This window comes from Pigmentiphaga sp. GD03639, assembly GCF_029845405.1.
Lineage (GTDB): Bacteria > Pseudomonadota > Gammaproteobacteria > Burkholderiales > Burkholderiaceae_B > Pigmentiphaga > Pigmentiphaga daeguensis.
Genome location: NZ_JAOCLR010000033.1, coordinates 30,321 through 55,502 on the forward strand (window position 1 = coordinate 30,321; position 25,182 = coordinate 55,502).

Annotated in this window: 20 protein-coding genes; 10 read left to right on the forward strand and 10 right to left on the reverse strand. The window is 68.3% G+C overall.

Translation table 11 applies throughout. From position 1 onward, the window contains the following. Nucleotides 1–31: 31 nt before the first annotated feature. The gene (cphA, locus tag N5K27_RS24600) at nucleotides 32–2,653 is read left to right on the forward strand and encodes a cyanophycin synthetase (RefSeq protein WP_279819812.1); all 2,622 of its coding nucleotides are present in this window, start codon (nucleotides 32–34) and stop codon (nucleotides 2,651–2,653) included. Here cphA and N5K27_RS24605 read toward each other — a convergent pair. The 3 genes from N5K27_RS24605 to N5K27_RS24615 all read right to left on the reverse strand — a co-directional run bounded on the left by N5K27_RS24605 (nucleotide 2,607) and on the right by N5K27_RS24615 (nucleotide 5,951). Further along, entirely contained in the window at nucleotides 2,607–3,482 is an 876-nt protein-coding gene (locus N5K27_RS24605) for an arginase family protein (protein ID WP_087837330.1), read from the reverse strand. The genes cphA and N5K27_RS24605 overlap by 47 nt on opposite strands. After that, nucleotides 3,479–4,438, reverse strand: coding sequence for a GNAT family N-acetyltransferase (locus N5K27_RS24610; protein WP_279819815.1), 960 nt, complete (start codon nucleotides 4,436–4,438; stop codon nucleotides 3,479–3,481). Before N5K27_RS24610 ends, N5K27_RS24605 begins: the two co-directional genes overlap by 4 nt. A 136-nt stretch (nucleotides 4,439–4,574) precedes the next feature. Further along, nucleotides 4,575–5,951, reverse strand: a complete 1,377-nt coding sequence (locus tag N5K27_RS24615; protein ID WP_279819818.1) for an aminotransferase class III-fold pyridoxal phosphate-dependent enzyme — start codon at nucleotides 5,949–5,951, stop codon at nucleotides 4,575–4,577. A 492-nt stretch (nucleotides 5,952–6,443) separates the two neighbouring features. Between N5K27_RS24615 and N5K27_RS24620 the strand changes: the two genes are divergently transcribed. Then, entirely contained in the window at nucleotides 6,444–7,808 is a 1,365-nt protein-coding gene (locus N5K27_RS24620) for a TolC family protein (protein ID WP_165963099.1), read from the forward strand. 1 nt (nucleotide 7,809) lies between these two features. After that, on the forward strand, nucleotides 7,810–8,934 hold the full coding sequence (locus N5K27_RS24625; protein ID WP_279819821.1) for an ABC transporter permease: 1,125 nt from the start codon (nucleotides 7,810–7,812) through the stop codon (nucleotides 8,932–8,934). Nucleotides 8,935–8,952: 18 nt separating this feature from the next. Here N5K27_RS24625 and N5K27_RS24630 read toward each other — a convergent pair whose 3' ends face one another. From N5K27_RS24630 to N5K27_RS24645, 4 genes are all read right to left on the reverse strand, one after another. Continuing rightward, nucleotides 8,953–9,813 carry a fused MFS/spermidine synthase gene (locus tag N5K27_RS24630; RefSeq protein WP_243724457.1) on the reverse strand — a complete coding sequence of 287 codons (861 nt, stop codon included), beginning with the start codon at nucleotides 9,811–9,813 and terminating at the stop codon, nucleotides 8,953–8,955. Between the two features lie 36 nt (nucleotides 9,814–9,849). Then, nucleotides 9,850–10,278 carry an RcnB family protein gene (locus N5K27_RS24635; protein ID WP_207958613.1) on the reverse strand — a complete coding sequence of 143 codons (429 nt, stop codon included), beginning with the start codon at nucleotides 10,276–10,278 and terminating at the stop codon, nucleotides 9,850–9,852. A 231-nt stretch (nucleotides 10,279–10,509) separates the two neighbouring features. After that, nucleotides 10,510–11,535 (reverse strand): aromatic ring-hydroxylating dioxygenase subunit alpha, encoded by a 1,026-nt coding sequence (locus N5K27_RS24640; protein ID WP_279819827.1) that lies wholly within the window; start codon nucleotides 11,533–11,535, stop codon nucleotides 10,510–10,512. A 7-nt stretch (nucleotides 11,536–11,542) separates the two neighbouring features. Beyond that, the gene (locus N5K27_RS24645) at nucleotides 11,543–12,706 is read right to left on the reverse strand and encodes an ABC transporter substrate-binding protein (RefSeq protein ID WP_130360867.1); all 1,164 of its coding nucleotides are present in this window, start codon (nucleotides 12,704–12,706) and stop codon (nucleotides 11,543–11,545) included. Nucleotides 12,707–12,852: 146 nt separating this feature from the next. On the opposite strand from N5K27_RS24645, the gene N5K27_RS24650 reads away from it, so the two are divergent. The 5 genes from N5K27_RS24650 (at nucleotide 12,853) to N5K27_RS24670 (ending at nucleotide 17,305) form a co-directional block, all read left to right on the forward strand. Further along, nucleotides 12,853–13,767, forward strand: coding sequence for a LysR family transcriptional regulator (locus N5K27_RS24650; protein ID WP_087837336.1), 915 nt, complete (start codon nucleotides 12,853–12,855; stop codon nucleotides 13,765–13,767). Nucleotides 13,768–13,841: 74 nt separating this feature from the next. Further along, nucleotides 13,842–14,303 (forward strand): MarR family transcriptional regulator, encoded by a 462-nt coding sequence (locus tag N5K27_RS24655; RefSeq protein ID WP_087837337.1) that lies wholly within the window; start codon nucleotides 13,842–13,844, stop codon nucleotides 14,301–14,303. Nucleotides 14,304–14,459: 156 nt separating this feature from the next. Next, nucleotides 14,460–14,885 carry an organic hydroperoxide resistance protein gene (locus tag N5K27_RS24660; protein WP_087837338.1) on the forward strand — a complete coding sequence of 142 codons (426 nt, stop codon included), beginning with the start codon at nucleotides 14,460–14,462 and terminating at the stop codon, nucleotides 14,883–14,885. A gap of 89 nt (nucleotides 14,886–14,974) precedes the next feature. After that, nucleotides 14,975–16,780, forward strand: coding sequence for an alkaline phosphatase D family protein (locus tag N5K27_RS24665; RefSeq protein ID WP_279819837.1), 1,806 nt, complete (start codon nucleotides 14,975–14,977; stop codon nucleotides 16,778–16,780). Nucleotides 16,781–16,921: 141 nt separating this feature from the next. After that, a complete protein-coding gene (locus N5K27_RS24670; protein WP_087837340.1) occupies nucleotides 16,922–17,305 on the forward strand; it encodes a WYL domain-containing protein in 384 nt (127 codons plus the stop codon). 21 nt (nucleotides 17,306–17,326) lie between these two features. On the opposite strand, the gene N5K27_RS24675 is transcribed toward N5K27_RS24670, so the two are convergent. From N5K27_RS24675 to N5K27_RS24685, 3 genes are read right to left on the reverse strand one after another with little or no spacing between them, the layout of a single operon-like run. Beyond that, nucleotides 17,327–19,669, reverse strand: a complete 2,343-nt coding sequence (locus tag N5K27_RS24675) for a sulfatase-like hydrolase/transferase (RefSeq protein ID WP_087837341.1) — start codon at nucleotides 19,667–19,669, stop codon at nucleotides 17,327–17,329. Nucleotides 19,670–19,683: 14 nt separating this feature from the next. Beyond that, nucleotides 19,684–20,805: a formylglycine-generating enzyme family protein gene (locus tag N5K27_RS24680; protein WP_165963100.1), complete on the reverse strand. Its 1,122-nt coding sequence runs from the start codon at nucleotides 20,803–20,805 to the stop codon at nucleotides 19,684–19,686. Next, nucleotides 20,792–22,975, reverse strand: coding sequence for a sulfatase-like hydrolase/transferase (locus N5K27_RS24685; protein WP_279819842.1), 2,184 nt, complete (start codon nucleotides 22,973–22,975; stop codon nucleotides 20,792–20,794). The genes N5K27_RS24680 and N5K27_RS24685 overlap by 14 nt, the downstream gene beginning before the upstream one ends. A gap of 194 nt (nucleotides 22,976–23,169) precedes the next feature. Between N5K27_RS24685 and N5K27_RS24690 the strand changes: the two genes are divergently transcribed. Both N5K27_RS24690 and N5K27_RS24695 read left to right on the forward strand, forming a co-directional pair. Continuing rightward, on the forward strand, nucleotides 23,170–23,838 hold the full coding sequence (locus tag N5K27_RS24690; protein WP_087837343.1) for a response regulator transcription factor: 669 nt from the start codon (nucleotides 23,170–23,172) through the stop codon (nucleotides 23,836–23,838). Continuing rightward, nucleotides 23,838–25,182: hypothetical protein (locus N5K27_RS24695; protein WP_279819847.1), on the forward strand; the 1,345-nt coding region annotated here is incomplete at its 3' end. The genes N5K27_RS24690 and N5K27_RS24695, both read left to right, overlap by 1 nt.

The following is a 25,182-nucleotide window of genomic DNA, read 5'->3' on the forward strand; positions in this document are numbered from 1 at the left end:
GAAAGCCTGGGAAACGCACAGGAAGAACATCATGGAAGTCTCACGTATCCGCGCGCTGCGCGGCCCCAACCTGTGGAGCCGGCGCACCGCGCTCGAGGCGATCGTCTCGTGCACCGAAGCCGAGCGCGCCATCGCCGGCATCCCCGGCTTCGAGGCGCGCCTGCGCGCCCGCTTTCCCGCCATCGGCCTGTTGCAGCCGGCGGGACAGGAACGCTCCGTGTCCATGGCACGCGCGCTCGGGCTCGCCACGCTGGGGCTGCAATCGCAGGCCGGCTGCCCGGTCACCTTCGTGCGCACCGTCCCCACGCTGGACGCGGGCATCTACCAGGTCGTGGTCGAGTACACCGAGGAAGAAGTCGGCAGGCTGGCCCTGAAATTCGCGCTCGAACTGTGCCAGGCCGCCGAACAGGACACGCCCTTCGACCTGGAGGCCGCGCTGGCCAAGCTGCGCGACCTGGACGAGGACGTCCGCATCGGTCCCAGCACCGGCGCCATCGTGCAGGCGGCGGTCCAGCGCGGCATCCCGTACCGCCGCCTGACCCAGGGCAGCCTGATCCAGTTCGGCTGGGGCAAGAAGCAGCGGCGCATCCAGGCTGCCGAAATGGACCGCAGCAGCGCCATCGCCGAATCGATCGCCCAGGACAAGGAACTGACCAAGACGCTGCTGCATGCCGCCGGCGTCCCGGTGCCCGAGGGCCGCCCCGTCGAGGATGCCGAGGACGCCTGGGCGGCGGCGCAGGAGATAGGCGCCCCCGTGGTCGTCAAGCCACGCGACGGCAACCAGGGCAAGGGCGTCGCGGTCAACATCTCGACGCGCGAGCAGGTCCTGGCGGCCTATGCCGTGGCCGAAAAGTACGGTTCGGCGGTCCTGGTCGAACGCTACATTCCCGGCCACGATTTCCGCCTGCTGGTGGTGGGCAACAACCTGGTCGCGGCCTCGCGGCGGGATCCGCCGCAGGTGTTCGGCAACGCGGTGCACACCATCCGCGAACTGGTGGAAGAAGTGAACAAGGACCCCCGCCGCGGCGAGGGCCACGCCACCAGCCTGACCAAGATCCGCCTGGACGACATCGCCATCGCGACGCTGGCCAAGGCGGGCTACACCCCCGACTCGATCCCGCCCAAGGGCGCGCTGGTCATCCTGCGCAACAACGCCAACCTGAGCACGGGCGGCACGGCCACCGACGTCACCGACGAAGTCCACCCCGAGTTCGCCGCCCACGCCATCGCGGCGGCGCGCACGGTGGGCCTGGACATCTGCGGTGTGGACGTCGTGGCCGGCACCGTGATCAAGCCGCTGGAAAGCCAGGGCGGGGCCATCGTGGAAGTCAATGCCGCTCCGGGCCTGCGCATGCATCTCGCCCCGTCCTACGGCAAGCCGCGCGCCGTGGGCGAGGCCGTCATCGCCGACATGTTCGCGCCCGAGGACGACGGCCGCATCCCCCTGGTCGCGGTGGCCGGCACCAACGGCAAGACCACGACCGTGCGCCTGATCGCCCATCTGCAGGGCGTCAACGGCCATCTGGTCGGCATGACCAATTCGGACGGCGTCTACATCGGCCAGCAGCGCATCGACGTGGGCGACTGCAGCGGGCCGCGCAGCGCCCGCAACGTGCTGCTGCACCCCGACGTCGACGCGGCCGTGTTCGAGACGGCGCGCGGCGGCATCCTGCGCGAGGGACTGGGCTTCGATCGCTGCGACGTGGCGGTGGTGACCAACATCGGCATGGGCGACCACCTGGGCCTGAACTTCATCAGCACGGTCGAGGACCTCGCGGTGGTCAAGCGGGTAATCGTCGAGAACGTGGCGCCCACCGGCACCGCCGTGCTCAACGCCACCGACCCCAACGTCGCCAACATGGCCGACAGCTGCCCCGGTTCGGTGATCTTCTTCTCCAGCGACCGCCAGCACACGCTGATCACCACCCAGCGCGCCAAGAACCAGCGCGTGGTCTATCGCGACGGGCAAGCCATCGTCGCGGCGCGCGGCGCCGAGGAACAGCGCATCGCGCTGGCCGACATCCCGCTGACCTACGACGGCGCGATCGACTTCCAGGTCGAGAACGCCATGGCGGCCATCGCCGCCGCCTGGGCGCTGGGCCTGGACTGGCAGGTCATCCGCCGCGGCCTGGCCAGCTTCGTGAACGACGCCCAGACCGCGCCCGGCCGTTTCAATCGCTTCGAGTTCCGCGGTGCCACGATCTTCGCCGACTACGGCCACAACCCGGACGCCATCCAGGCGCTGGTGCGCGCGATCGAGCGCATGCCCGCCAAGCGGCGTTCGGTGGTGATCAGCGGCGCCGGCGACCGCCGCGACGTGGACATCCGGCGACAGACCGAAATCCTGGGCACCGCCTTCGACCAGGTCGTGCTGTACGAAGACCAGTGCCAGCGCGGCCGCGAGGATGGCGAAGTGCTGGCCCTGCTGCGCGAGGGCCTGGCGGGCGCGACCCGCGCGCAGGACGTACGCGAGATCCGCGGGGAGTTCCTGGCCATCGACACGGCCATGGACGAACTCGGGGCGGGCGATCTGTGCCTGATCCTGGTGGATCAGGTGGAGGAAGCGCTGGCCCACATCGAGCAGCGCATCGCCGCGGATTGCGCGATCAATGCGGCGATGCGGCAGCCAGCAGGCCAATCAATCGCGCATTGAGCGCGTGCTGCTGGGCCTGCCATTGCGCCAGGAGTTCCGCCGATGGCGCCTCCTGGCCGTCGGCGGCGCTCAGCCACCGCTTCCACCAGGCGCGGTACTCGTAGTGCGAGACCTCGCCCGTGATGTCGCTGCCGATCACGCGACCCGACAGCGCCTCGAGCGCCCGGGCCACGTGCTCCTCGCGCAGGATGCCCTGGTCCCAGTTGGTGCGCGCCACCTCGGGGTGGAATACGTCCTTGTCGATCGAGACATAGGTCGGCTCGGACGAGGCCGCCAGGACGGGCAGCACCGCATCCATCAGCGCCTGCGGGCCGTCGAAGCTGCGCACGGCGCCGCCCAGGCCCAGCAGCCGGGCCCAGCCGGCATCCACGTTCATGCACCAGTAGCTGAGCTTGCCGCCCGCCAGCGGACGCAGATAGTTTTCCCAGCTGTGCGACCAGCCCACGTCGCCCGACGTGATGCCGATCACATGGACGTGCGACACGAAGGGCAGCGCGGCCACCCTGCGCACCCACGACCCGCAGTGGATGCCGAACAGATAGCGCATGTTGTCCGGATGGTTGTCGAACACCACCACGCGGAACGGCCCTCGCGCGCGCATGCGCTCGATCAGGGGCCAGCTCAGGTGGTGGAAATCGCCGCTGCCCATCAGCACCGTGCCATGCTGCGCGGGCATCGCGCCGTCCAGCTCGCGCCGCAGGGCGCGGAACGTGGCCAGCGAGCACCCGAAGCGCACGGACTCCTGCCAGGACTGCAGCGGCAGCACCGTGGCGCCGGCCACGTGGCCGCAGGCATCGTCGAAATCGAGCACCAGCGGAGCCGCATTCATGACTTGTCGCCCTCGCTCCACGTACGGTCGCCCTCGAAACGCCCGGCGAAGCGCTTGAGCACGGCCCGCAGCAGGGGATTGCGGATGTAGACGGCGTGCCGGGTGAAGGTGAACGACGCCCCCAGGTAGGATTTCACCTCGGGATCGGTCCAGCCGGCGATGTAATGGCGCAAGCCGCGTTCCAGCGCGTATTCGAGGTTGACCATCCAGCTGACGAAATACAGGTTGTTGTCCCGCGCCTCGGGATACCTGAACCCGATGTACTTGTCGACCAGGTTGCCGTCGCACTCGAAGCAGATGTTGTAGCCGATCATCCGGCCTTCGCGCCGGTACACGAAAATGATCCCGCCGCTGTCGCCATCCTGCAGGACCCGCTGGAAGAAGTCTTCCGTCAGCAGGTCGAAATGCATCTCGCTCTGGTCGTAGACGTTGCGGTACAGCGCATAGAACTCGCGCAGCATTTCGGGGCGCGTGAACCGGGCATCGCCCGCCATGACCCGCTCGATGTCCAGCCCCGCGCGCGAGCGCAGCTTGCGGCGGATGTTCTTGCGCCGCGAATAGGACACCCTTTCCAGATAAGCGTCCAGGCTGGTGAAATCCACGGGTACGTAGGCCAGCGCCTGGCCTTCCACCAGCACGAAGCCCTCGGCCTGGCAGGCCTGGGCCAGCGCCGCCGCGTAGTCGTTTTCCTCAGCGCTCAGCAGCGGCGAGTCCTGCGGCAGGTCCTTGACGATCAGGAACGGCTGCTGGCCGCCGTGCTCGGCCTTCAGTTGCGCGGCCAGGCGCACGGGATCCGTGCCCGCGGCCAGCAATGCGTATTCCGAGACGGTCGTGCCGACGAACGCGGTGCGCGGCTGCAGCAGGCCCTTCCAGAAGCGGAAGCCCGGCAGGCGCCGCACGAGGCGCTTGGCACCGTCGTCGGCAGTGGTCAGCAGGTCGAAGCGGGCGCGGAACATCGGGCCGCCGCTGGCGGTCACCCACGCAGAAAAGCCTTGGGGCGGGCAAGCCAGGAAATGGCCTACCAGCCCCTCGGGTTCCAACCTGTTCAGGTACGGCCGCAGGAAGTCCGGGGTCGCCCCCGGACCGGCAACCTCAACCGCCGTTCTTTGCACGAGTCAGCAACTGGTCGAGCAGCGCCAGTCCCTGGTCGATCTCTTCCGGCGTGATGTGCAGCGAAGGCGCGAACGTGATGACGTTCTTGTAGTAGCCGCCGACGTCCAGGACCAGGCCCATCTTCTTGCCCTTGTAGTCCAGGTCGCCGGACAGGCCGATGTCCACCATCCGGTCCAGCAGCGCCTTGTTGGGCGTGAAGCCGTCCTCGGTGCAGATCTCGGCGCGCAGGGCCAGGCCCAGGCCGTCGACGTCGCCGATCTCGCGATGGCGCTTCTGCAGGTCCTTCAGGCCCTCCAGGAAGTGCTTGCCGCTGGCCATCACCATGGCCTCGTAGTCGACCTCGGCCAGCATCTTCATGGTTTCCAGGCCGACGGCGGTGCCGAGCGGGTTGGAAGCGAAGGTGGAGTGGGTCGATCCCGGCGGGAACACCGTGGGGTTGATCAGCTCTTCGCGCGCCCACAGGCCGGCCAGCGGGTTCAGGCCGTTCGTGAGCGCCTTGCCGAAGACCAGCACGTCGGGCTTGACGCCGAAGTGCTCGATTGCCCAGAGCTTGCCGGTACGGTAGAAACCCATCTGGATTTCATCGACCACCAGCAGGATGCCGTACTGGTCCAGCACCTTCTTCAGGCCCTTGAAGAAATCGGGCGGGGGCACGACGTAGCCGCCGGTGCCCTGGATGGCCTCGACGTAGAACGCGGCGTATTCGGCCTGGCCCACCTTCGGGTCCCAGACGCCGTTGTATTCGGTCTCGAACAGGCGGGCGAAACCGGCCACGCAATGTTCGCTGTATTCCTCGGGCGTCATGCCGCGCGGGCGGCGGAACGGATACGGGAACGGCACGAAGTGGGCCCGCTCGCCGAAGTGGCCGTAGCGGCGGCGGTAGCGGTAGCTGGAGGTGATGGCCGAGGCGCCCAGGGTACGGCCGTGGTAGCCGCCCTCGAAGGCGAACATCAGGCTCTTGCCTTCCGTGGCGTTGCGCACCAGCTTGAGCGAGTCCTCGACGGACTGCGAGCCGCCGACGTTGAAGTGCACGCGGCCCTTGTAGCCGAACTTGCGCTCGGCGTCCTGCGCGATGACCTTGGCCAGCTCGATCTTGGTCGGATGCAGGTACTGGCTGGCGACCTGGGGCAGCACGTCCAGCTGCTTCTTGAGCACGTTGTTCAGGCGCTCGTTGCCATAGCCGAAGTTGACGGCCGAATACCACATCTGCAGGTCCAGGTACGGCGTGCCCTGGGCATCGTACATGTAGCTGCCTTCGCAGCGATCGAAGATCTTCGGCGGATTGACGTAATGGACGGTATCACCGAACGAGCAGTATTGCGCTTCGTCGGCAAGCAGTTGGGATTCGGAGTTCATTAAGGGAAACCTCGGGGGAGATCAGTTGCGGCCGCGGGCCTTGTGGGCTGGGCGCCCACCGCTTATCGTTCTGGGAAGTACACGGGAAAGTCCCCGGCGACCTTCCCGACCCTCCGCCGTTGCGCAGTATCGCAGAAAAGCCGTGGACTGCCATCGTCGACACGGCCGGTGGGCTGCGCCTGTTGCAGGAGGCGCATAGGGTAAACGGCCATGGTGGACATTTCCATTACCATTCAGTAAGACGCTCCTGCCGCGGAATTATAGCTGCCCGGCGCCCGATATATCGCGCCGCTCGCGCCCGATGCCCAACAGACAGTAAGATCACGCCTGTCGCGATTTCGCCCCTCGTCGCCGGGGCCGCTTACCGCCTCCACGCCCCACAGCTCCTCTGCGCGCCTGGCCATGCCCTTTTCCCGTATTCCGCAGTGCCCTCCTTTTCGCCCCGGCCTCCGATGGGCGCTGGTCCTGGCGGCCGCCGCCCTGGCCGGCTGCGTGAGCGTTCCGGCCCCGGACCTGCATGCCGACGTCCCCGCGCAATGGAGCAATGCCGCACCGGGCGCGGCCGCACCCGCGCCCGCCGAATGGTGGAAGGCGTTCGGCGACCCGCAGCTCGACGGCCTGGTGGAGCAGGCGCTGGCCGGCAACCTGACCATCGCCGAGGCCCATGCCCGCCTGCAGGCCGCGCGCAAACTGCATGACGCAGCCAACGCGCCCTACCTGCCCAACCTGAATTTCCGCACGCGCGACGCGGTCGCGGCCGACGCCAGCAGTTCGTACTTCCAGGCCGGATTCGACGCCACCTGGGAATTCGGCCTGTTCGGGCGCGGCGAAAGCGCCGAACGGCAGGCCCGCGCCAGCGTGGACGCGGCCGCCGCCACCTTGCAGGGCGCGCGCGTCAGCGTCGCCGCCGAGGTCGTGCGCGCCTGGCGCGAGCTGCGCAGCGCCCAGGCCCGGCAGCGATTGCTGAAGGAAGCGGTCACTCTGCAGGAACGCCAGGTAGAACTTGTCTCGCTACGGGAACGTACGCGCCTCGCGTCGCGCGTGGACGTCGAGCGGACCCAGGCCGCGCTGGAACAGGCCCGGGCCTCGCTGGCCGACCCCGGCATGGCCGTGCGGCAAAGCGCGCTCAAGCTGGCCGTGCTCCTGGGCCGCCACGAGCCCGACCCCGCCTGGACCCGCGAGCCGGCCGTCGCCACGCCCCCCGCCACGCTGGCCGCGATCGCCAGCACGCCCGCCGACATGCTGCGCACCCGTCCCGACGTCCAGATGGCCCAGGCGCGCGTGCTGGATGCCGCGGGCGCGCTAGGCATCGCCCGGGCCGACCTCTACCCCCGGCTGGGCATAGGCGGTTCGCTGACGGTGGCCAGCAACTTCGCCAACAACTTCAACCGGCGCAATACGCCTACCTATACCCAGACGATCTTCTCGCTGGGGCCGCTGATCGACATCCCGCTGTTCGACTGGGGCCAGCGGCAGGCCGCCGCGCACGCCCGCAGCGACGAACTCGATGCCGCCCTGCTGGCCTACCGGCAGGCCGTGCTGGAAGGATTGTCCGAGGCCGAGTCGGCGCTGATCGAACTCGACCACTACCGGCAACGCCGCGAAGCCGAGGAACGCGCGCTGCAAGCGATCGGCCGGGCCGCCGACCACGCCGGGCGGCTGACGGCCTCGAAGCTGTCGAGCGAATTCGACAACGCCGACCTCGCCTCGCGCCGCATCCAGGCCCAGCTGGCGCTGTCGGCCACCACGCTGGCGCGGGACCTCGCGTTCATCTCGCTGCACAAGGCCGTGGGCGGCGCCCCGGCCTGGCGCGGCGAGGAACAATCCTCCGCCGCCGCTTCCCCCCACGATCATTGACATGCTCGCACGCAAGACTCTCATCCACGAATGGCCGCGCTTCCTGCCGGCGGTGGTGGCGGTGGCCTTCTCGGGCCTGCTGCTGCTGGCCCAGGCCAGCCTGGTACTGGGCATCTTCGGCAACGCGGCGGTCTACATCACCGCGTCCGACGCCGACATCTGGATAGGCTCGCCCGGCACGCAAAGCATCGACCAGGGCCTGCCGCTGAACCCCGACATCGAGATGCCCCTGCGCATGGACCGCGGCGTCGCGGCCGTGGAACCCTTCTACCTGCGCTCGGCCGAATGGCGCAGCCCCGAGGTGCATGGCGGGATGAGCGTGGCCGTCTCGGGCGTGGACGTCCGGCCGGGCAGCATGCTTTTCGCGCGCCTGCTGTCGCCCGAGATGCGCGAACGCCTGGCCGAGATCGGCACCATCGTCGTGGACCGCGCCGACCTGCACAAGCTGGGTACGCGGCAAGGCGGACAGGCGACGCTCAACGGCCATCCGGTGCGTGTCATCGGCGTCATCAGCGGCCTGCGCGCCCTGGACGGCGCCAACGTGCTGGCCTCGTCCGACACGGCGCGGCTGATCAGCACCCCGGACGAAGGCGACCTGCCCACCTACTTCGTCGCCAAGGTGCGCAACCCGTCGGAAGCCGAAGCGGTGCGCGAACGGATCGCGAACCAGCGCAGCTTCGGCGCCTACGAGGTCTGGAGCAGCAAGGAGTTTTCCAAGAAGACGCAGCTGTACTGGCTGCTGCAGACGGGCGCCGGCGCTGGCGTGCTGTTCCTGGCCGGCGTGGTGTTCCTGGCGGGCGCAGCCATCACCAGCCAGACCCTGATCGCCGCCATCGCCGGCTCCATGCGTGCCTACGCCACGCTCAAGGCCATGGGCGTCAGCGCTTCGTCGCTGCGCACGGTGGTGCTCAAGCAGGCGTTCGGCGTGGGCGTGACCGGCACCGCGCTGGCCGCCATCCTGTGCGTCGTCCTGCTCACGATCGCGCGCGGGCAGAACGTGCCGGTGCGCATGACGCCCGCGGTGGCAACGGTGTGCGCCATCCTCGTCATGGCGATCGCGCTGATCTCCGGGCTGTTCGCGGTCCGGCGCCTGCATCGCGAGGATCCGGCATCGCTGCTGCGCTGACCAAGCGGTAAGGCCGCCTCAGTCGCGCAGCGGCCGCGCGTCCTGGGGCCAGTCGGGGCGGGTCGAGAACATCGGCAGCAGGCGATCGGGATCGATGCCCATGGGGGCCAGGGCGGGTTGCAACGAACGGGCGCGCGCCGCCACCTCCTCCTGGCCGGGCAGCGCCCCGGCCGAGGCCAGGACCACCCGGTTGGCGCCGCGCAGATTGTAGAACGGCCCGAACACCTCGGCATACGTCGCCGATTCGCTCGCGTACGAGCCGCTGGACGCGAACGTGTTGGCCGCCAGCACGCCGTCGGGCCGCAGGATGGACCGCACCTCGCGGATGAACTCCACGGTCGACAGGTGCCGGGGAATGTAGGTCTCGTCGAAGGCATCGAGCATGACGATGTCGTAGCGGTCGCCGCGCCGGGCCGCCGCCTCTACGAACGCACGTCCGTCGGCCACTTCCACCCGCATGGACGGCCCTGTCCGGAAGCCGAAGAAGCGTTCGGCCACGCGGGCCACGGCGGGATCGATCTCGACCACGTCGATGCGGGCCTTGGGCACGACCCTGGCCAGCGCCATGGGCAGGCTGCCGCCGCCCAGGCCGATCACCAGGATGCGTTGCGGGTCCGGGCGCAGGTACAGCGAGGCCATCATCATCCGGGTGTAGTCGAACAGCAGCTGTTCGGGCCGCGCCGGCAACTGGCAGGTCTGGCGCCCGGGCGCATGCACGCTGCCGAACTTCATGCAGCGCTCGCCCCGGGACTCGTAGACGACGATGTCCTCGAAGGCCGATTTTTCGTTGTGGAGAATGGTCTGCGCCGACAGCGGCGTTGCCGCCGCCAGCGCCAGGACCGCCACGCGCGCCGCGAGGCGCGTATGCCGCATGGACATGGATTCCCGCTCCGATGTCCTCGCGGACAAGGGCCGTCAGTTGTTGAGGATGATGCTGGCAATCACGCCGGAAGCGATCGCGACCAGCAGGTACTCGGAACCCATCTGCACCCACTGGTAGCCCGGACGCGGCCGATAGAGCCGATGGGCATGCCAGTCGTTCACGACATAATAACCGCCGCGATGGTAGTTGGGCAGGCGGTCGCCGCGCGCCCAGCGGTGCGGCGGAGGCGGCGCCCAGCCGCGATGGACGACGCGCGGCGCATCGCGATAACCGTCGCGGTAGCCATGGCGGTAGTCGCGGTCGCGGCGGCGGTCGTCCCAATGGCGATGGCCGCCCCGGTCGTGCTTGTCGTAATGGCCGTGACCGTGGCCGCGATCCCAACGGTCTCCCTTGGCCTGGGCCGCAGCGCCCAGCGCGAGGCCGGCACAGGCCATCGCAATCACCAGCGTCTTCTTGATCATGATGTCGTTTCCTTCTAACCCGGCGCCGCCTGCGCCGCCGCGTACGCAGCGGCGAGCACACTTGGCTTTCGGCAAGCTGACTGTACACCGCGGCAATATTGATACATTGCTACATACGTAATCAAACGTGTGCGCGCGGCGGCCCCGCGGACGGAATCTCCAGGCGCGGCGCGGGCCGGGCGATGTTGCAATAAGCCGGGCGGACCGTCCCGCCGCCGCGACACGCGCCGCTCAGGCCGGGCCGCGCTCCTGCTCGAGCAGTTGCCTCAGGACGCGGCGTATGCGGATCGAGCCCGTATCGGTGGCCAGCAACACCGGCTGGGCGTCGAACAGGTCGGTGCCCCCCAGCAGCCGCTGCTGCGCCTCGATCACCGGCTTGTCCTCCTCGACGAAGACGCGCGTCATCAGCGCATGCCGCAGCCGGGTCATGTCCTCGTCGTCCTGCCGGTACTCGCGCGTCAACCAGTACCAATAGTGGGACGAGGTCCGCGTCTCGGGCGTGACGATATGGGCATTGAAGGTACGCAGGCCCTGCTCGGCGGGCGCGCCCATGGGCGTGACGCTGATATCCAGCTTGAGCAGTCCGGCGGGACTCCAGGTCACGCGATTGACGAAGTCCACGAGCACGCCCGGCTGCGGCAGGAAACGGTCGTAGACCGGCGGCGCCGGCTGTCCCTGGCTGCGCAGTTCGATGACCACCTCGGTGCCCTGCTCGGATACGACGGGACGGTTCTCGACGAAGGCGCCGCCGCCCAGCGTGGTCGCATGCAGATACTCGACATGGCTGAGGTCGGCGACGTTGTCGACGATCAATTGGTAATGGCACGCCGAGGGCATGGCGCCGCGCGACTGCGCGGTGGCAGGCACGCGCGCCATGTGGCCCAGGTCGGGCACGCGGGCGGCGTCGGCGGCCTCAGGCACTCCCATCCAGATCCACAGCACGCCGTCGCGCTCGGCCATCGGAAAGGCCGGCACGCCGGCCTTGGCCGGGATGGCGCCGTGCGGGTTCTCCACGCAGCGCCCGCCGGCATCGAAGCGCAGGCCGTGATAGATGCAGCGCAGCGTATCGCCGGCCAGCGTGCCGCGGCTGAGCGGCGCCACCCGATGCGGGCAGCGGTCCAGCAGGGCGACGGGTGCGCCGTCCCCGCGGCGGAACAGCACCACCGGCTGCTCCAGGAAGGTGCGCGGCAGCAGCGTCCCGGCGGGGAGCTCCTCGCTCCAGCCCGCCATGTACCAGCAATTTCTCAGGAACTCCATGCCATCCTCACGACATGCGGCATTGCGCGTGGAAACTGTCCTTGGCGTCGGACAAGGGCTTGGACACGGTCTTCAGGCTGACCCGCCCCTGAGCATCGCGCGCGGCCACGAACATGTAGAAATCCTGGATCGGGTAGTTGTTGGTGTTGAAGCGGAAATTGCCGCGCACCGACTTGAAATCCGCCGCCCGCAAGGCCTTGCCCAGGGCCTGCTTGTCGTCCACCTTGCCGCCGGTGGCCTTCAGCGCCGAGCCGATCAGCCGCGCGGAATCGTAGGACTGCGCCGCGTACTCGGACGGAATGCGGCCGTACTTGGCCTCGAAGGCTGCGACGAACTGCCGGTTCTCGGCATTGGGCAGGTCGGGCCCCCAGTTGCTGCTGTTGAACACGCCCAGCGCGGCCTCCTTGAGGGCGGGCAGGTTGGTGCCGTCGGCCGCCGCATTGGTCAGCAGCGGGATCTTGCCCAGCAGGCCTGCCTGCCCATAGGCACGCACGAAGGCCACGCCGTTGGCGCCCGGGTAGAACGCATAGACCGCGTCCGGCCGCGCGGCCGCGATGCGGGTGATCTCGGCCGAGAAATCCAGCTGGGCCAGCGGGGTGTAGATCTCGTCGGCCAGCGGCTGGCCGTAGTTGCGCTTGAAACCGGCCACGAAATCCTTGCCGGCCTGATAGTTGGGCGCGAGCGCGATCACGCGCGCATAGCCCTGCTGCCTGGCATAGGTGCCGCTGGCCTCGGCGAACTGGTCGTTCTGCTTGGCCGCCGAAAAGAAGAAAGGCGAACAGGCGGATCCGGCCGTGGGCGACGGTCCGGCGTTGCCGGACACCATGAACACCTGCGCCGCGGCGAATTTGCGGGTCACCGCCATCGCCACGTTCGAGAACGTCATGCCGGCCACCAGCGCCACTTTCTCGCGCTCGATCAACTCGTCGGCGATCTGCGTCGCGACCTCGGGCTTGAGCTGGCTGTCCCGGCGCACGATGGCCACGGGAATGCCACCCAGCTTCCCGCCTTCCTGTTCCACCGCCAGCATGAAGCCGTCGTACATGTCCTGGCCCAGCATGGCCTGCGGACCGGACAGCTCTCCCATGAAACCGATCCTGACCTGGGCCTGCGCCCCCGAAGCCAGGCACGCCCAGGCCAGCGCCGCGGCCAGCGGATATCTTGCTTGCATGCATCGTCTCCTGTCGGCGCCTGGCGCCTCGTTCTTGGATGGCCCCCCCGGCCGGGGGCCCAGCCAGCAATCTAACGGCGCCAACAGAATTCCAATAGCAAATATTTCTAATATCGACTATTTGATATTCAGATAATATCCGCGACATGAAGACCGACCTGAACCTGCTGCGCGTGCTGGTCGCCATCTACGACACCGGCAGCGTCAGCGCCGCGGCGCAGCGCCTCGCCATGAGCCAGCCGGCCGCCAGCGCCGCGCTGTCGCGCCTGCGCGCATCCCTGGGCGACCAGTTGTTCGTGCGGCGCGGATCCCGCATGGAAGCCACGCCGCGCGCACAGCACATCATTGCCCGCACGCGCGAGGTCATCCAGGTCATCGACCACGAGATCCTGCCCAACCCCGAGTTCTCGCCGTCCCGCTTCGACGGCGAACTCACGCTGTGCATGAGCGAGATCGGCGAGGCGGTCTTCCTGCCCGCCCTCTACCGGCGCATCCGCGCCGAGGCACCCGGCGCGCGCCTGCGCACCATCGGCCTGCTGCCGGCCGAACTGGAAGGCGCCCTGTACGAAGGCCGCGTCGATTCGGTGCTGGGCTACTTCCCCGACCTGCAATCCCACTTCATCTTCCAGCAGCGGCTGTATTCGCACGACCTGACCTGCCTCGTGCGCCAGGCCCATCCACTGGCCGGCCCGCGCATGACGCTGGACGAATTCCTGGGCATGGACCACGTGCTGGTGCGCGACGACGGGCGCAGCCAGGAAATGTTCGAGCAGGAACTGGCCGCCCGCGGCATCGAGCGCAAGATCGCGCTGCGCACCTCGCACTACATGAGCCTGGGCACGCTGATCAACGACAGCGACCTCATCGTCGTGCTGCCGCGCGCGGTGGCCGAACTGCACGTGCGCAGCGCCAACGCGCGCATCGTCGAACCGCCCTTCCCCATCCGCCGCTACGACCTCAAGCAGTACTGGCACCGGCGCTTCCACGACGACCCCAAGAGTATCTGGCTGCGCACGCTCATCCAGGGCGTCCTGGGAGAACCGGCGCCGGCCATGCCGTGACGGCACCGGCATGCGGCATGTTTCCATCAATTAAATCGCTTGCGATTTAATTTTTCGCTATCTATACTGCCGGCATGAATGCGAAACCCCAAGCCGCCGCCAGGTCCGCGCCGCTGTCGCTGGACAACCAGCTCTGCTTCGCGCTGTACTCCACCAACCTGGCGATGAACAAGCTCTACCGTCAGTTGCTGGGCAAGCTGGAGCTCACCTATCCCCAGTACCTGGCCATGCTGGTGCTATGGGAACGGGACGGCCTGACGGTTTCCGAGCTGGGCCAGCGGCTGTTCCTGGATTCCGCCACGTTGACGCCCCTGCTCAAGCGGCTCCAGGCCATGGAATTGATCGCCCGCACGCGCGGCAAGGAAGACGAACGCCAGGTGCTCGTCACGCTGACGCCGAAAGGCCGGGCGCTCAAGGCCAAGGCCGCTTCGGTTCCTTCCGCCGTCCTGTGCGCCAGCGCATGCACCCCTGCCCAGCTCGCCGCCACCAAGCAGCAATTGGAGGCCCTGCGGGACAGCCTGTTGAAGAACGGCTGAGACATGGCGGCCCAACCGGAGATCCGCATGGCGCGTCACGGCATTTAAATAGCACACGATTAAATCGCTAAATACACATGTAGCCGGCCGGGGTGGCGGCCGACTGCATCCCCAACCGCCACCCATGGCTCTGCGAGCCCTTCCAGGAGTTTCATCATGCCCATCGAAAAAGTCCTCTATGTTGCCCACGCGACGGCCACCGGCGGCCGGGACGGCAAGGCCGCCTCTTCCGACAACGCGCTGGACGTGCGCCTGTCCACGCCCAAGGAACTGGGCGGCGCGGGCGGCCCCGGCACGAATCCGGAACAGCTGTTCGCTGCCGGCTACTCGGCATGCTTCCTGGGTGCGCTGAAGTTCGTCGCCGCCAAGGAGAAGGTCGGCCTGCCAGCGGACACGCAGATCGAAGGCGCGGTGGGCATCGGTCCCATTCCGACCGGTTTCGCGATCGAGGTGGAACTCAGGATCTCCCTGCCGGGCCTGGAGCGCGCCACGGCCGAATCGCTGGTGCAGAAGGCCCACGTCGTGTGCCCCTACTCCAACGCGACCCGCGGCAACATCGACGTCACGCTCACGGTGGTCTGACCCGCCGCGCGGCGGCGCGGATCGTTCACTTCGTTGTCACCCGCGGCGGGTAGCCTGCCCGGCGTCTTCCCCACGCGAACACGACGAACATGACCGATACTCTTGCCCGCCGCCGCTTCCTGCGCGGCGTCGCCCTGGGCGGCGCCGGCGCCGCCTCTTCCCTGGCCCTGGCCGCCTGCGGCGGCGGCGACGATGACCATCCCGTCGACGTCGGCTTCACCCATGGCGTGGCCAGCGGCGATCCGCTGGCCGACCGCGTCGTCATCTGGACCCGCGCCGTCCCGGCCGGCGGCGGCGACGTCGACATCAAGTGGGAAATGGCCACCGACGAGGCCTTCAAGAACATCGCCAAGAGCGGAGCGGCCAGCGCCCGCGCCGACCAGGACCACACCGTCAAGGTCGACGTCGCCGGGCTCGCGGCGGGGACGGTCTACTGGTACCGCTTCAAGCACGAGGACAAGGTCTCGCCCATCGGCCGCACCCGTACCCTGCCCACCGGCCCGGTCAAGCAGGCCAAGCTGGTGGTCTTCTCCTGTTCCAACTACCCGGCCGGCTATTTCCACGTCTACGCCGAGGCCGCCAGGCGCGGGGACCTCGACGCCGCCATCCACCTGGGCGACTACATCTACGAATACGGCCGCGACGGCTATGCCTCGGAACAGGCGCAGGCCATGGGCCGGCCGTCCGAACCCGCCAACGAGATCGTCTCGCTGGCGGACTACCGACGCCGCTATGCCCAGTATCGCAGCGACCCCGACCTGCAGGCGGTGCATGCCGCCCTGCCCTTCATCGCCGTGTGGGACGACCACGAGATCGCCAACGACACCTGGGAAAACGGCGCCGAGAACCACCAGCCCGATACCGAGGGCGATTTTGCGCTGCGCAAGGCGGCCGCCGTGCGCGCCTACCACGAGTGGCTGCCCACGCGACCGCAGTCGGCGCCCAACGTCATCTACCGCAGCTTCGACTTCGGCGACCTGCTGTCGCTCCACATGCTCGATACGCGCGTCCTGGCCCGCGCCAGGCAGCTGTCCTACACCCGCTACTTCGGCGCGCTGCTCGGCAATCCCGACCCCGCCGCCGGTCTCGCGCAGTTCGCCGCCGCATTCACCGCCGACGTCGCCGCGCCTGGCCGGCAACTGATGGGGCAGGCGCAGACCACCTGGCTGCGCGACCGCATGGCCGCCTCGAAGGCGACCTGGCAAATCCTGGGCCAGCAGGTGCTGATGGCGCCGGTGCACCTGCCCATGCCGGTCCTGCTGGGCCTGCTGGCCTCGACCGGCCAACTGGGCGACGTCGAGATCCCCGCCCAGTTCGCGATGGACCCCGCCGCCTATGCCCGGCTGGTGGCCCGGCAGCAGGCCGGCGATCCGACCCTGACCGCGCAGGAACGCGCCATCCTGGCCATGCCCTGCATCCCGTACAACCTCGATTCCTGGGACGGCTATTGGGCCGCGCGCGAGACCGTGCTGGGGATGGCGCGGCAACTTGACAAGAACCTGGTCGTGCTGGCCGGGGACACCCACAACGCATGGGCCAGCGACCTGCGCGACAAGGACGGGAACGCCGTGGGCGTGGAGTTCGCCGCGTCGTCGGTGACCTCTCCCGGCTTCGAGGAATACCTGGGCGACGGCGTGCCTGCGGGCCAGTTGGCGGCCCTGCTGACCGGCCTGGCCAACCTGTCCACCCTGGCCGCAGGCAACAAGTGGGCCGGCAGCCTGAAATACGCCGACACCAGCCTGCGCGGCTACATGGTCCTGACCGTCACGCCCGAACGCATCCGCGCCGACTGGCAGTACGTCGACACGGTGCATGCCCGCGACTATCGGGCGTCGCTGGGCAAGAGTCTCGCCACGCTGCCGGGCGCGTCGAACCGCAGGCTGGTCGAGGTCTGATCTCCCAAGCACCACGACAGGGTTCCGGGCGCGCCTTCATGGTGCGCCTTGACCCTTATTTGTGCATCGCAACATTTTTCTGGCGATCCGGTTTTTCAGGCGCTACCATCAAGGCAATCCACCAGGATTACCCGAACTGCGATGCACAACGAAACCCGCTCCACCCTCTTGTCCGCCGCCATTGCCGTCCGGTCCGAACTTCAGTTCCACTACCACGGCGCCACGCGCATAGCCCATCCCCACAGCCTGGGCTCCACCACCGACGGCACGCTGATCGTGATCGCCTGGCAGCTGGACGGCCGCTCGGGCGATCCGCCCGGCTGGCGCCTGTACAACGCCGACAGGATGAATCGCCTGGTCCGCACGGGCCAGCGCTTCGAACCCTTGCCGTCTCCGCCCTACAAGCTGGCCGGACTGATCAGGACGCCGTACGAATCGCCCTTCGACGACGACCGTCCCTTCGACCTGCCGCCGCTGGCCAGCCAGCAGCGCAAGAGCCGCGGCAGGTGGCTGCGGACGATCTGAGTCCGCGGTTGCCGCCCGCGCTCACCCCGCCACGGTCAGCTTGCACGACCTGCCCAGGTTGGCCTGGATGATGGCGCGATCCGCGTCATCGGTCTTGCCATCGTGGTTGAGGTCGTACCAGCTGGATTGGGCCACGCCCTCGTGCAGGTTCAACCGGCTGAGCTCCATCCAGTTGTCCAGGTCCTTCTGGTCGACCACGCCGTCGCGGTTGCCGTCGCCCGGACAGTTGAGCGAGTCGTAGCTGTAGTTGTAGGCCGCCACGCGGTCCCGCAGGTCCATCTCGGCCTTCAAGGCGGCATAGGCCTGCTGCGCCTGGGCATCCAGCGCGGCGGTGATGGTGGGCGAGCCCGTGGCGATGGCGCTGCCGCTCCGGTCCAGCGTGGGATCGGGAACGGCCATGTCGATCCGGTAGAGTTCGTCGGTGTTCCGGTTTTCCACATATGCCGAGTTGACCGGATTGGCGGTGTCCACCGTATAGGTCTTGCGGTTCAGGCGCACCAGCTTGTAGCTGCCGTCGCTGACGGCTTTCTGTGAATCCGGCAGGACGTCCACCGCGTCGTCCGCGTCCAGCGCCTTGCGGTAGGACAGCACCTGTCCGCATTGGCTGAAACCTTCCGCGGGCACGCCCGCCAGCCCGGAGCCCGCCCCGTACCAGACGCCGCTCTGGTCTTCGCACAAGGCCTTGTTCGGAAAAATGGTGAAGCAGGCATTGGCCGCTTCCACGACGCAGGGCTGGGGCGTGATGTCGCTGGCAGGATTGGTGAAATTCGTACCCATTTCGGAGAAATTCAGGCTGCGGATGGCGCCTTGGCCGGGGTTGGTCAAGTAGGCCAGCATGGGCTGGGCGTCCACCGGGCGGTTGGCGGGCACGCCTGCCTTGACATCGGCCCCGGCGATTTCCGCGAACAACTGGTACAGGTCGGGCGAGCTGACCTGGTGCGCCACCTCCCGGCCCGGCTCCTTCACGATCGGGCCGGCCACCAGCAACGGCACCGATACGCCGGTCTGGTAGGGGAAGCCCTTGGCGCGCGTGGGGTCGAAGCGGCCCGGCGCGGTGAACTTCACGCTGTTGACGTAGGTGCCGTTGTCGCCCATGACGACCACCACGGTGTTGGTTTTCTCCGGCTGGTAGTTCAGCGTGCCGTCGCCGTTCCAGGTGGCAAGACCCAGTTCCACCAACAGGCGGCCGATCTCCTTGTCCATGGCCTCGACCATCAGGTTGGTGACGATGTGGTCATCGATCAGCGCCGTGATCCGGCCCGGCGCGCCTTCGATGTCGCTGGCCGGCGAGCAGAGCAGGTTGTCGTTGCGGCCCGGGGTCGATTCCGACACCAGCGACAGGGGCGGCACTTGCAGCGGCGCGTGGATGGCGGAATAGCCGACCGACATCATCCAGGGCGTGTCCGTGGACTGCCCACGGGCCCAGGCCACGGCACGGTCGGTCTCCATGGTGCTGCGATAGCCGCGCGCGGACGGATCGGTGGCCGTGACCTTGCGCGAGGTGCCGTCGGCCCAGCTCTGGATGAACTCGCCGGTGTAGTAGCCGTTCTGCGCGCTGAAGTCGATGTAGCCGGGCCGGGCGCCCTGGCAGGACTGGCCGGGGTCGAAGATCCCGCCGCGTTCCATGCAGCTGCGGCCCGGCGTGACGATGTCGCTGCTGCGGGTGATGGACTCGCAGCTGCCCGTCGCGAAATAGCACGCGCCGCCGTCGGCGCCGTTGACGGGGTCCATCGTCGTGTTCGACACGAAGCCGCATTTGTAGGTGCCTTCGGCCACGGTGGCCAGGCCCGCCCGCGTGTCGATCGGATAGGGGGCACCGTCCAGATAGCCGTCGAAGTAGTCCCAGCCCAGCTTCCACATGGTCTGGTGGCCGTACGGCAGGTTGGCGGCGGTGCCCAGGTCGGAGCCGGTCAGGTGCATCTTGCCGATCAGCGCGCTGGTATAGCCCTGGGTGCGCAGGAGCTTGGGCAGCGTGACCTCGTAGGGCGAGATCTCGGAATTGGCCAGGTCGGTGGACACCACCGCGTTCAGGATGTTGGTGCTGGACGGGTAGCGGCCGGTGAAGAAGGTGGCGCGGGTCGGCGTGCAGGTGGGCATGGCCCAGGCATTGCGGAACTGCAGGCCGGCCTTGGCGATGGCCGTCAGGTTGGGCGTCCTGGGCGGCACGGCGCCGCCGTAGCCATACGAGGTCAGTTGATCCAGGCCGAAATCGTCGATCACGATGAACAGGATGTTGGGCTTCTGCTGCGCCTGCGGCGAGGGCTTGGCGCCGCTGTCGTCCGAGCAGCTCGACAGCAGCAGCGCGGATGCGGCCGCGGCCGCCGCGCACAGGATGGTCGGCTTGGCGCACGGTATCGTTTTCATGCTTGCTCTCCCTTTCAAGTCCTGACCAGCCGGAATCCCAGGTGGGACATGGGGCTGTAGGGGTCGGAGCCGCGCCGGGCGCTGGGCCGGTACGACAGGCAATAGTCTTCGTTGCACAGGAACGAGCCGCCGCGGATGACCCGCTTGGGCGCATCGAACGGAACGCCGGGCTCGCCGGGGTCATAGGAGCCGGCCGGCCCCTGGGGGTTGTCGATGGGATGGGCCGGCAGCCTGGCCTGCTGCGCGAAGTAGTCGGCGCGGTACCAGTCAGCCACCCACTGCCAGGCGTTGCCGGTCATGTCCAGCAGGCCATAGCCATTGGGCGGAAAGGTGCCCGCTTCGACCGTGCCGGCCGCTCCGCCCGCGCGCGGACTGACCACGGGAAAGCGGCGCTCGCGCACGTCCCAGTAGTTGGCCTGGCGCGCGCCGTCCACCAGCGGTTCGTCGCCCCAGCCATAGGTGGCCTGCTCCAGGCCGCCGCGCGCGGCGAACTCCCATTCGGCCTCGGTCGGCAGGCGCTTGCCCGCCCACTTGGCATAGGCCAGCGCGTCGGGATGGCTGACCTGGACCACCGGGTGGCCGCCCTTGCCCTCGATGGAACTGCCCGGCCCCTGGGGATGGCGCCAGTCCGCACCCGGAACGTAGCGCCACCAGCGGGAATAGTCGTCCAGGCGCACGGGCCGGTCGGTGCCGACGAACACCATGGCCCCGGGCACCAGCACGTCGTCGGGCGGGCGCGGCGTGCCGGGCGGCAGTTGCACGCGCACGGTCTCCCAGTCCGGCTTCCGTTCGGCGGTGGTGACGTAGCCTGTTTCCCGGACGAAGCGGGCGAACTGGTCGTTGGTGACGTGCGTGACATCCATCCAGAAGCCCGGGACGCGCACCTGGTGCGTGGGGCGTTCGTTGGGATAGGCCAGCCGGTGATCGCTGCCCATCAGGAACACGCCGCCCGGCACCCAGGCCATGCCCTGGGGCGTACGGACGCCGTCGCCGAGCACGACGCGTGGCCTTTGCGCGGGTCGGCTGCGCCACGCCTGCCACCCGAGGACACCGCCGGCGGCGGCGCCCGCGGCCGCCAGGGCCACTCCGCCCATCAGCAGGCGCCGGCGGCCATTCTTGGGGTCAGTAGATGCCATGGCTCTTGGGGCAGGTCTTGCCCAGGTTGTTCCGGACGATCTGGCCGTCGGCGTCGTTGGTGCGCCCGTCGAGCACACTGCCGATCACGAAGTCATAGACGCTGGACAGGCCCCAGTCGCGGGCCAGCCGGCTCCAGTTGGACAGGTCCTGCGCATCGACCACGCCGTCGCGGTTGCCGTCGCCCGGGCAGTCGGGATCGGCGGCCAGCATCTCGTCGAGCCTGGCGCGCAGGTCGACGTAGGCGGCATTGACCTCGGCGGAAGGGGAAGCCGCCAGCAGATCGCGGTCGGGCGTATCGAGCAGCGGCGTGGGCGTGGCCTGGTCGACCTCGTACAGCTCCTCGGTGACCACCGTGGTGCCGCTGTCGCTCGCGGCATCGTAGGCCTGGCGGGTGTTGCGGACCAGCTTGTAACGGTCGTTGCGGATCGCGGCCGAGATCTCGGGCAGGATATCGAGCTGATCGCGGCCGGCCTTGTACAGCGCCTGGTTCACGCTCCAGCACGAACCGTAGCCGGCGCCGCCATCGGGCACCACCGACGGATCGTCATGGCCGGCTCCCCACCAGGTACCCTGGTTGTCCTCGCACACGCTCTTGGACACCGGGATCTGGGTGCAGCTCGTATTGATCACGCAGGCGCCGTTGCGCCCGCCATCGGCCTGCTGGTTGTAGCCGCCGATGGTGAAGTTGATGGTGCGCAGGCTGGGCTGGTCGGGGTGGGTCAGGTAGGGCAGGATGGCCACCGAGTCGATCGTGCGCGGTACCGCCGCGTGCGCGTCGATGCCGGCCACCTCGCCGAAGAACTGGAACAGGTCCACCATGTTGACCATGTGATCGACCTCGCGGTCGGGTTGAGCGACCAGCGGCCCGGCGATGATGAGCGGATCCCAGACACCGGTCTGGTAGGCCGTGCCCTTGGCCCGCGAGCCGCTGAACGGCAGCTTGACCGCCGACCCCAGCGTGCCGTTGTCGCCCACGATCACGATCACCGTGTTGGCAGCCTTCGGGTCGTACTGCAGCCGGCCGTCGTCGCCGCGCCGCGCCAGCCCCGTCTCCACCAGCAGGCGGCCGAACTCGGTGTCCATGGCCTCGGTCATCTGGTCCTGGATCAGGCGGCCGGTCAGCGTGCCATTGCAGTCCCAGCCGTCGGACAGCGCGTTGCCGCTGACCGGCACCAGGCTGCGCGGCGGCTGCTGCCAGGGCGTATGGGCGGCGCTATAGCTGACGGTGGCCATCCACGGGCGCGAGGACGGACGCGACTTGATCCAGTCGATGGCGGCATCGGTCTCGATGCGCGTGCGATAGCCGCGCGCACGCGCATCCGTCAGCGGAACTTCGGTGACCTTGCCGCCATCGATGATCACCAGCGGCGAGACGTAATAGGCATTCTCGCGCTCGAAGTCCAGCGTGGCCGGCACCTTGCCGCAGCTCTGGCCGGGCACGAAAATGCCGCCCGCGGACAGGCATTGCAGACCGGCCGCATCCTGCAGGGGCGAGGTGCGGCTGACGGTCGTGCAGCTGTTGTCGGCCCGGTAGCAGGCTCCCGAGTCCGCGCCCCCGGCGGCCTTGCCCGGCACGAAACCGCAGGCATAGGTCTTCTCGGCCGCGATGCCGCCCGCGGTCGAGTCGATCGATGCCGGCAGCCCGCCTATCCAGCCGTAGAAATGGTCCCAGCCCAGCACGCTGGGCGTGGCGTTGCCGGCCTCGTTGTTCTCGGGGCCGGCCAGGTGGAACTTGCCGAACATCGCGCTTTCGTAGTTGGCCCGCTTGAGCAGCTTGGGCACCGTCGTCTCGTACGGCGACACCTGGGAATTCGCCAGATCGTTGGGACCGATGGCCTGGTAGATGCGGGTGCGGGTCGGGTAGCGGCCCAGGAAAAAGGCCGCCCGTCCCGGCGAGCATTCCGGCATCGACCAGGTATTGCGAAAACGCACGCCGGCCGCGGCGACCGCATTGATGTTGGGCATGCTGGGCGCGGTGGCGCCGCCATAGCCGAAGGCGGACATCTGGTCGATGCCCACGTCGTCCATCACGACGAACAGGATATTGGGCGGCCTCGTGCCCGGCCCCTCGGCCTGCCCGTCCCCGCCGCCGGACGATCCGCCGCCGCAGGCGGCCAGTAGCGTGATGGCGACGGCTCCCATCGCCGCCATGCGGATGTATCTTCTCATTGGTATTCCCCCGGACCCGCGCGGTCGATCGCCCGCGATGGGCGCATCTTAGTCACGCCTGGGCCGGCGGCTGAATACCATGTACATGGTATGGCCGGCGCGGCGGCCTCTGCGATACTTGCTCAATGGAGAAATGCGCGCTCGCGCCAGGCCCGCGGGACGGCCGCGGCCGCAGCGCGGCCAGGAGAACTGCAATGACGAAGGGTCCGCTCAGGATTCTGCTGACCGAAGACGACGGGCCCATACGCGAGCGCCTCGCCCGCATCATCGGCGAATGGCCCGAAGCGAACCTGTGCGCGGCTTGCGCCAACCTCGAGGAAACCCTGATCGCCATCGGGGCCAACGAGATCGATCTCCTGATCACCGATCTCAACCTGCCCGACGGCAGCGGCATCGATGCCATCCGTTTCCTGGCCAAGCGACAGCCCAAGGCCGAGGCGATGGTCATCTCCATCCTGGCCGATGAGCGCTCGGTCCTCGATGCCATCGAGGCGGGCGCCGCCGGCTACCTGCTCAAGGACGCCGACTCCATCGACCTGCTCGACGCGATCCGGGACGTCATGGCCGGCCGTTCGCCCATCTCCTCGCGCATCGCCCGCGTCCTGGTCCGTCGCCTGGCCGAACAGGGACACGCTGCCGGCAACGCCGGGAAGACCGCGGACAAACCCATCCTGACCGAACGCGAGATGGACATCCTGTGGGGCATCGCCAAGGGCTTCACCTATGGCGAACTGGCCGACAAGCTCGCCATTTCCCGGCAGACCGTTCCGGTCCATATCCGCAACATCTATCGCAAGCTGCAAGCCACCAACCGCTCCGAGGCCGTGTTCGAGGCTTCGCGGCTCGGGCTCATCAGGCTGTGATGGAAGCGCGCGCTGGCCTGTCGCACGACCGTGGCAAGCTGATCGCCTGGATTCTGCTGATCGCCGCCACGATCGCGATCGGCGCCCTGCCCCACCTCGTTGACACCTCGCCCCCGCCTGGCGCCCTGGCGATCGCCGAAGCGCGCTTCATCCAGGAAGGAGAAGGCCCGGAGCAGCAGGTTTCCCTGCCGCACCACTGGCTGCCCGAGACGCTCTACGAACTGACGACCGGCAGCTATCGCCTTTCCTTCCACGCCACCGACGTACCGGGCGAGTCGATGTTCCTGTTCATCCCCGCCGTCCGCCATCACGTCCAAGCCTGGGTCAACGGCCGCAGGGCGGACACGGCGCCGGATACCGTGTGGTCGACGCCCACCAGCGGCTATGCCTTCCTGGCGCGGATTCCCGACGGCGCGATCCACCCGGGCCACAACGAAATCCTGCTGCGGCAGACCCGCAAGATCGGATGGCTGCCGGGCCGTCTTTCCCAGGTCAGCGTGGGAACCGCCGCCGTGGTCATGCCCGCGTACCAGCTGTCGAACTTCCTCATCGAGGAAGTCCGCGCCATGACCTTCGCCCTGCACATCGCCCTGGCGATAGGCATCGCCAGCATCTGGACCGCCCGCCGGTACGACCCGGTCTTTGGATGGCTGGCCGCCATGTCGATCACCAGCATCCTGGTCGTCGTGGCCCAGTCCCCGCACGCCACGCTGGGCACCTTGGAGCAACTCCAGTCGATCTCGCTCATGTCCGCCGTCGGCCTGATGGCGATCGGCATGGCATTGGCCATTGCGGGACGGCGCCGCCCCAGGCAGCTGCTGCCGGCCGTCATCGCCGTTCCGGCATGTCTCCTGGCCCTGGGGCTGACCGGCCTGGTTCCGTTCCCGATGATCGGACTTCTGAGCGCCTGCATCACGCTGACCGCCTATGTCGCCGCCGCCGGCATCCTGGCGCATCAATTCGCGCAGGACAAGAATTGGGATGCCGCCATCATGGTGGGGCCCTGCGCGCTGACGGTCTGGTTCGGCGTGCACGACGTCCTGGTGGTGACCGGACGATACGACGACCCCTTCCTGCTTGCCTCGTACGCCCGTACCCTGATGCTGCTGGCCATCATGGTCATCCTGATGGGCCGGCTGGCCCGCAGCCTGAACAGCCTGGACCATGCCAACGACACGCTGCGGCAGAAACTGGCGGCGCGGGAGTCCGAACTGGGGCTGCTGCACGAGAAGGAAAAAATCCACGCCGGCCAGATGGTGCGCGAACAGGAACGCCAGCGCCTGATGCGGGACCTGCACGACGGGATGAGCGGCCACCTCGTCGCCATCATCGCTCTTTCCGAAC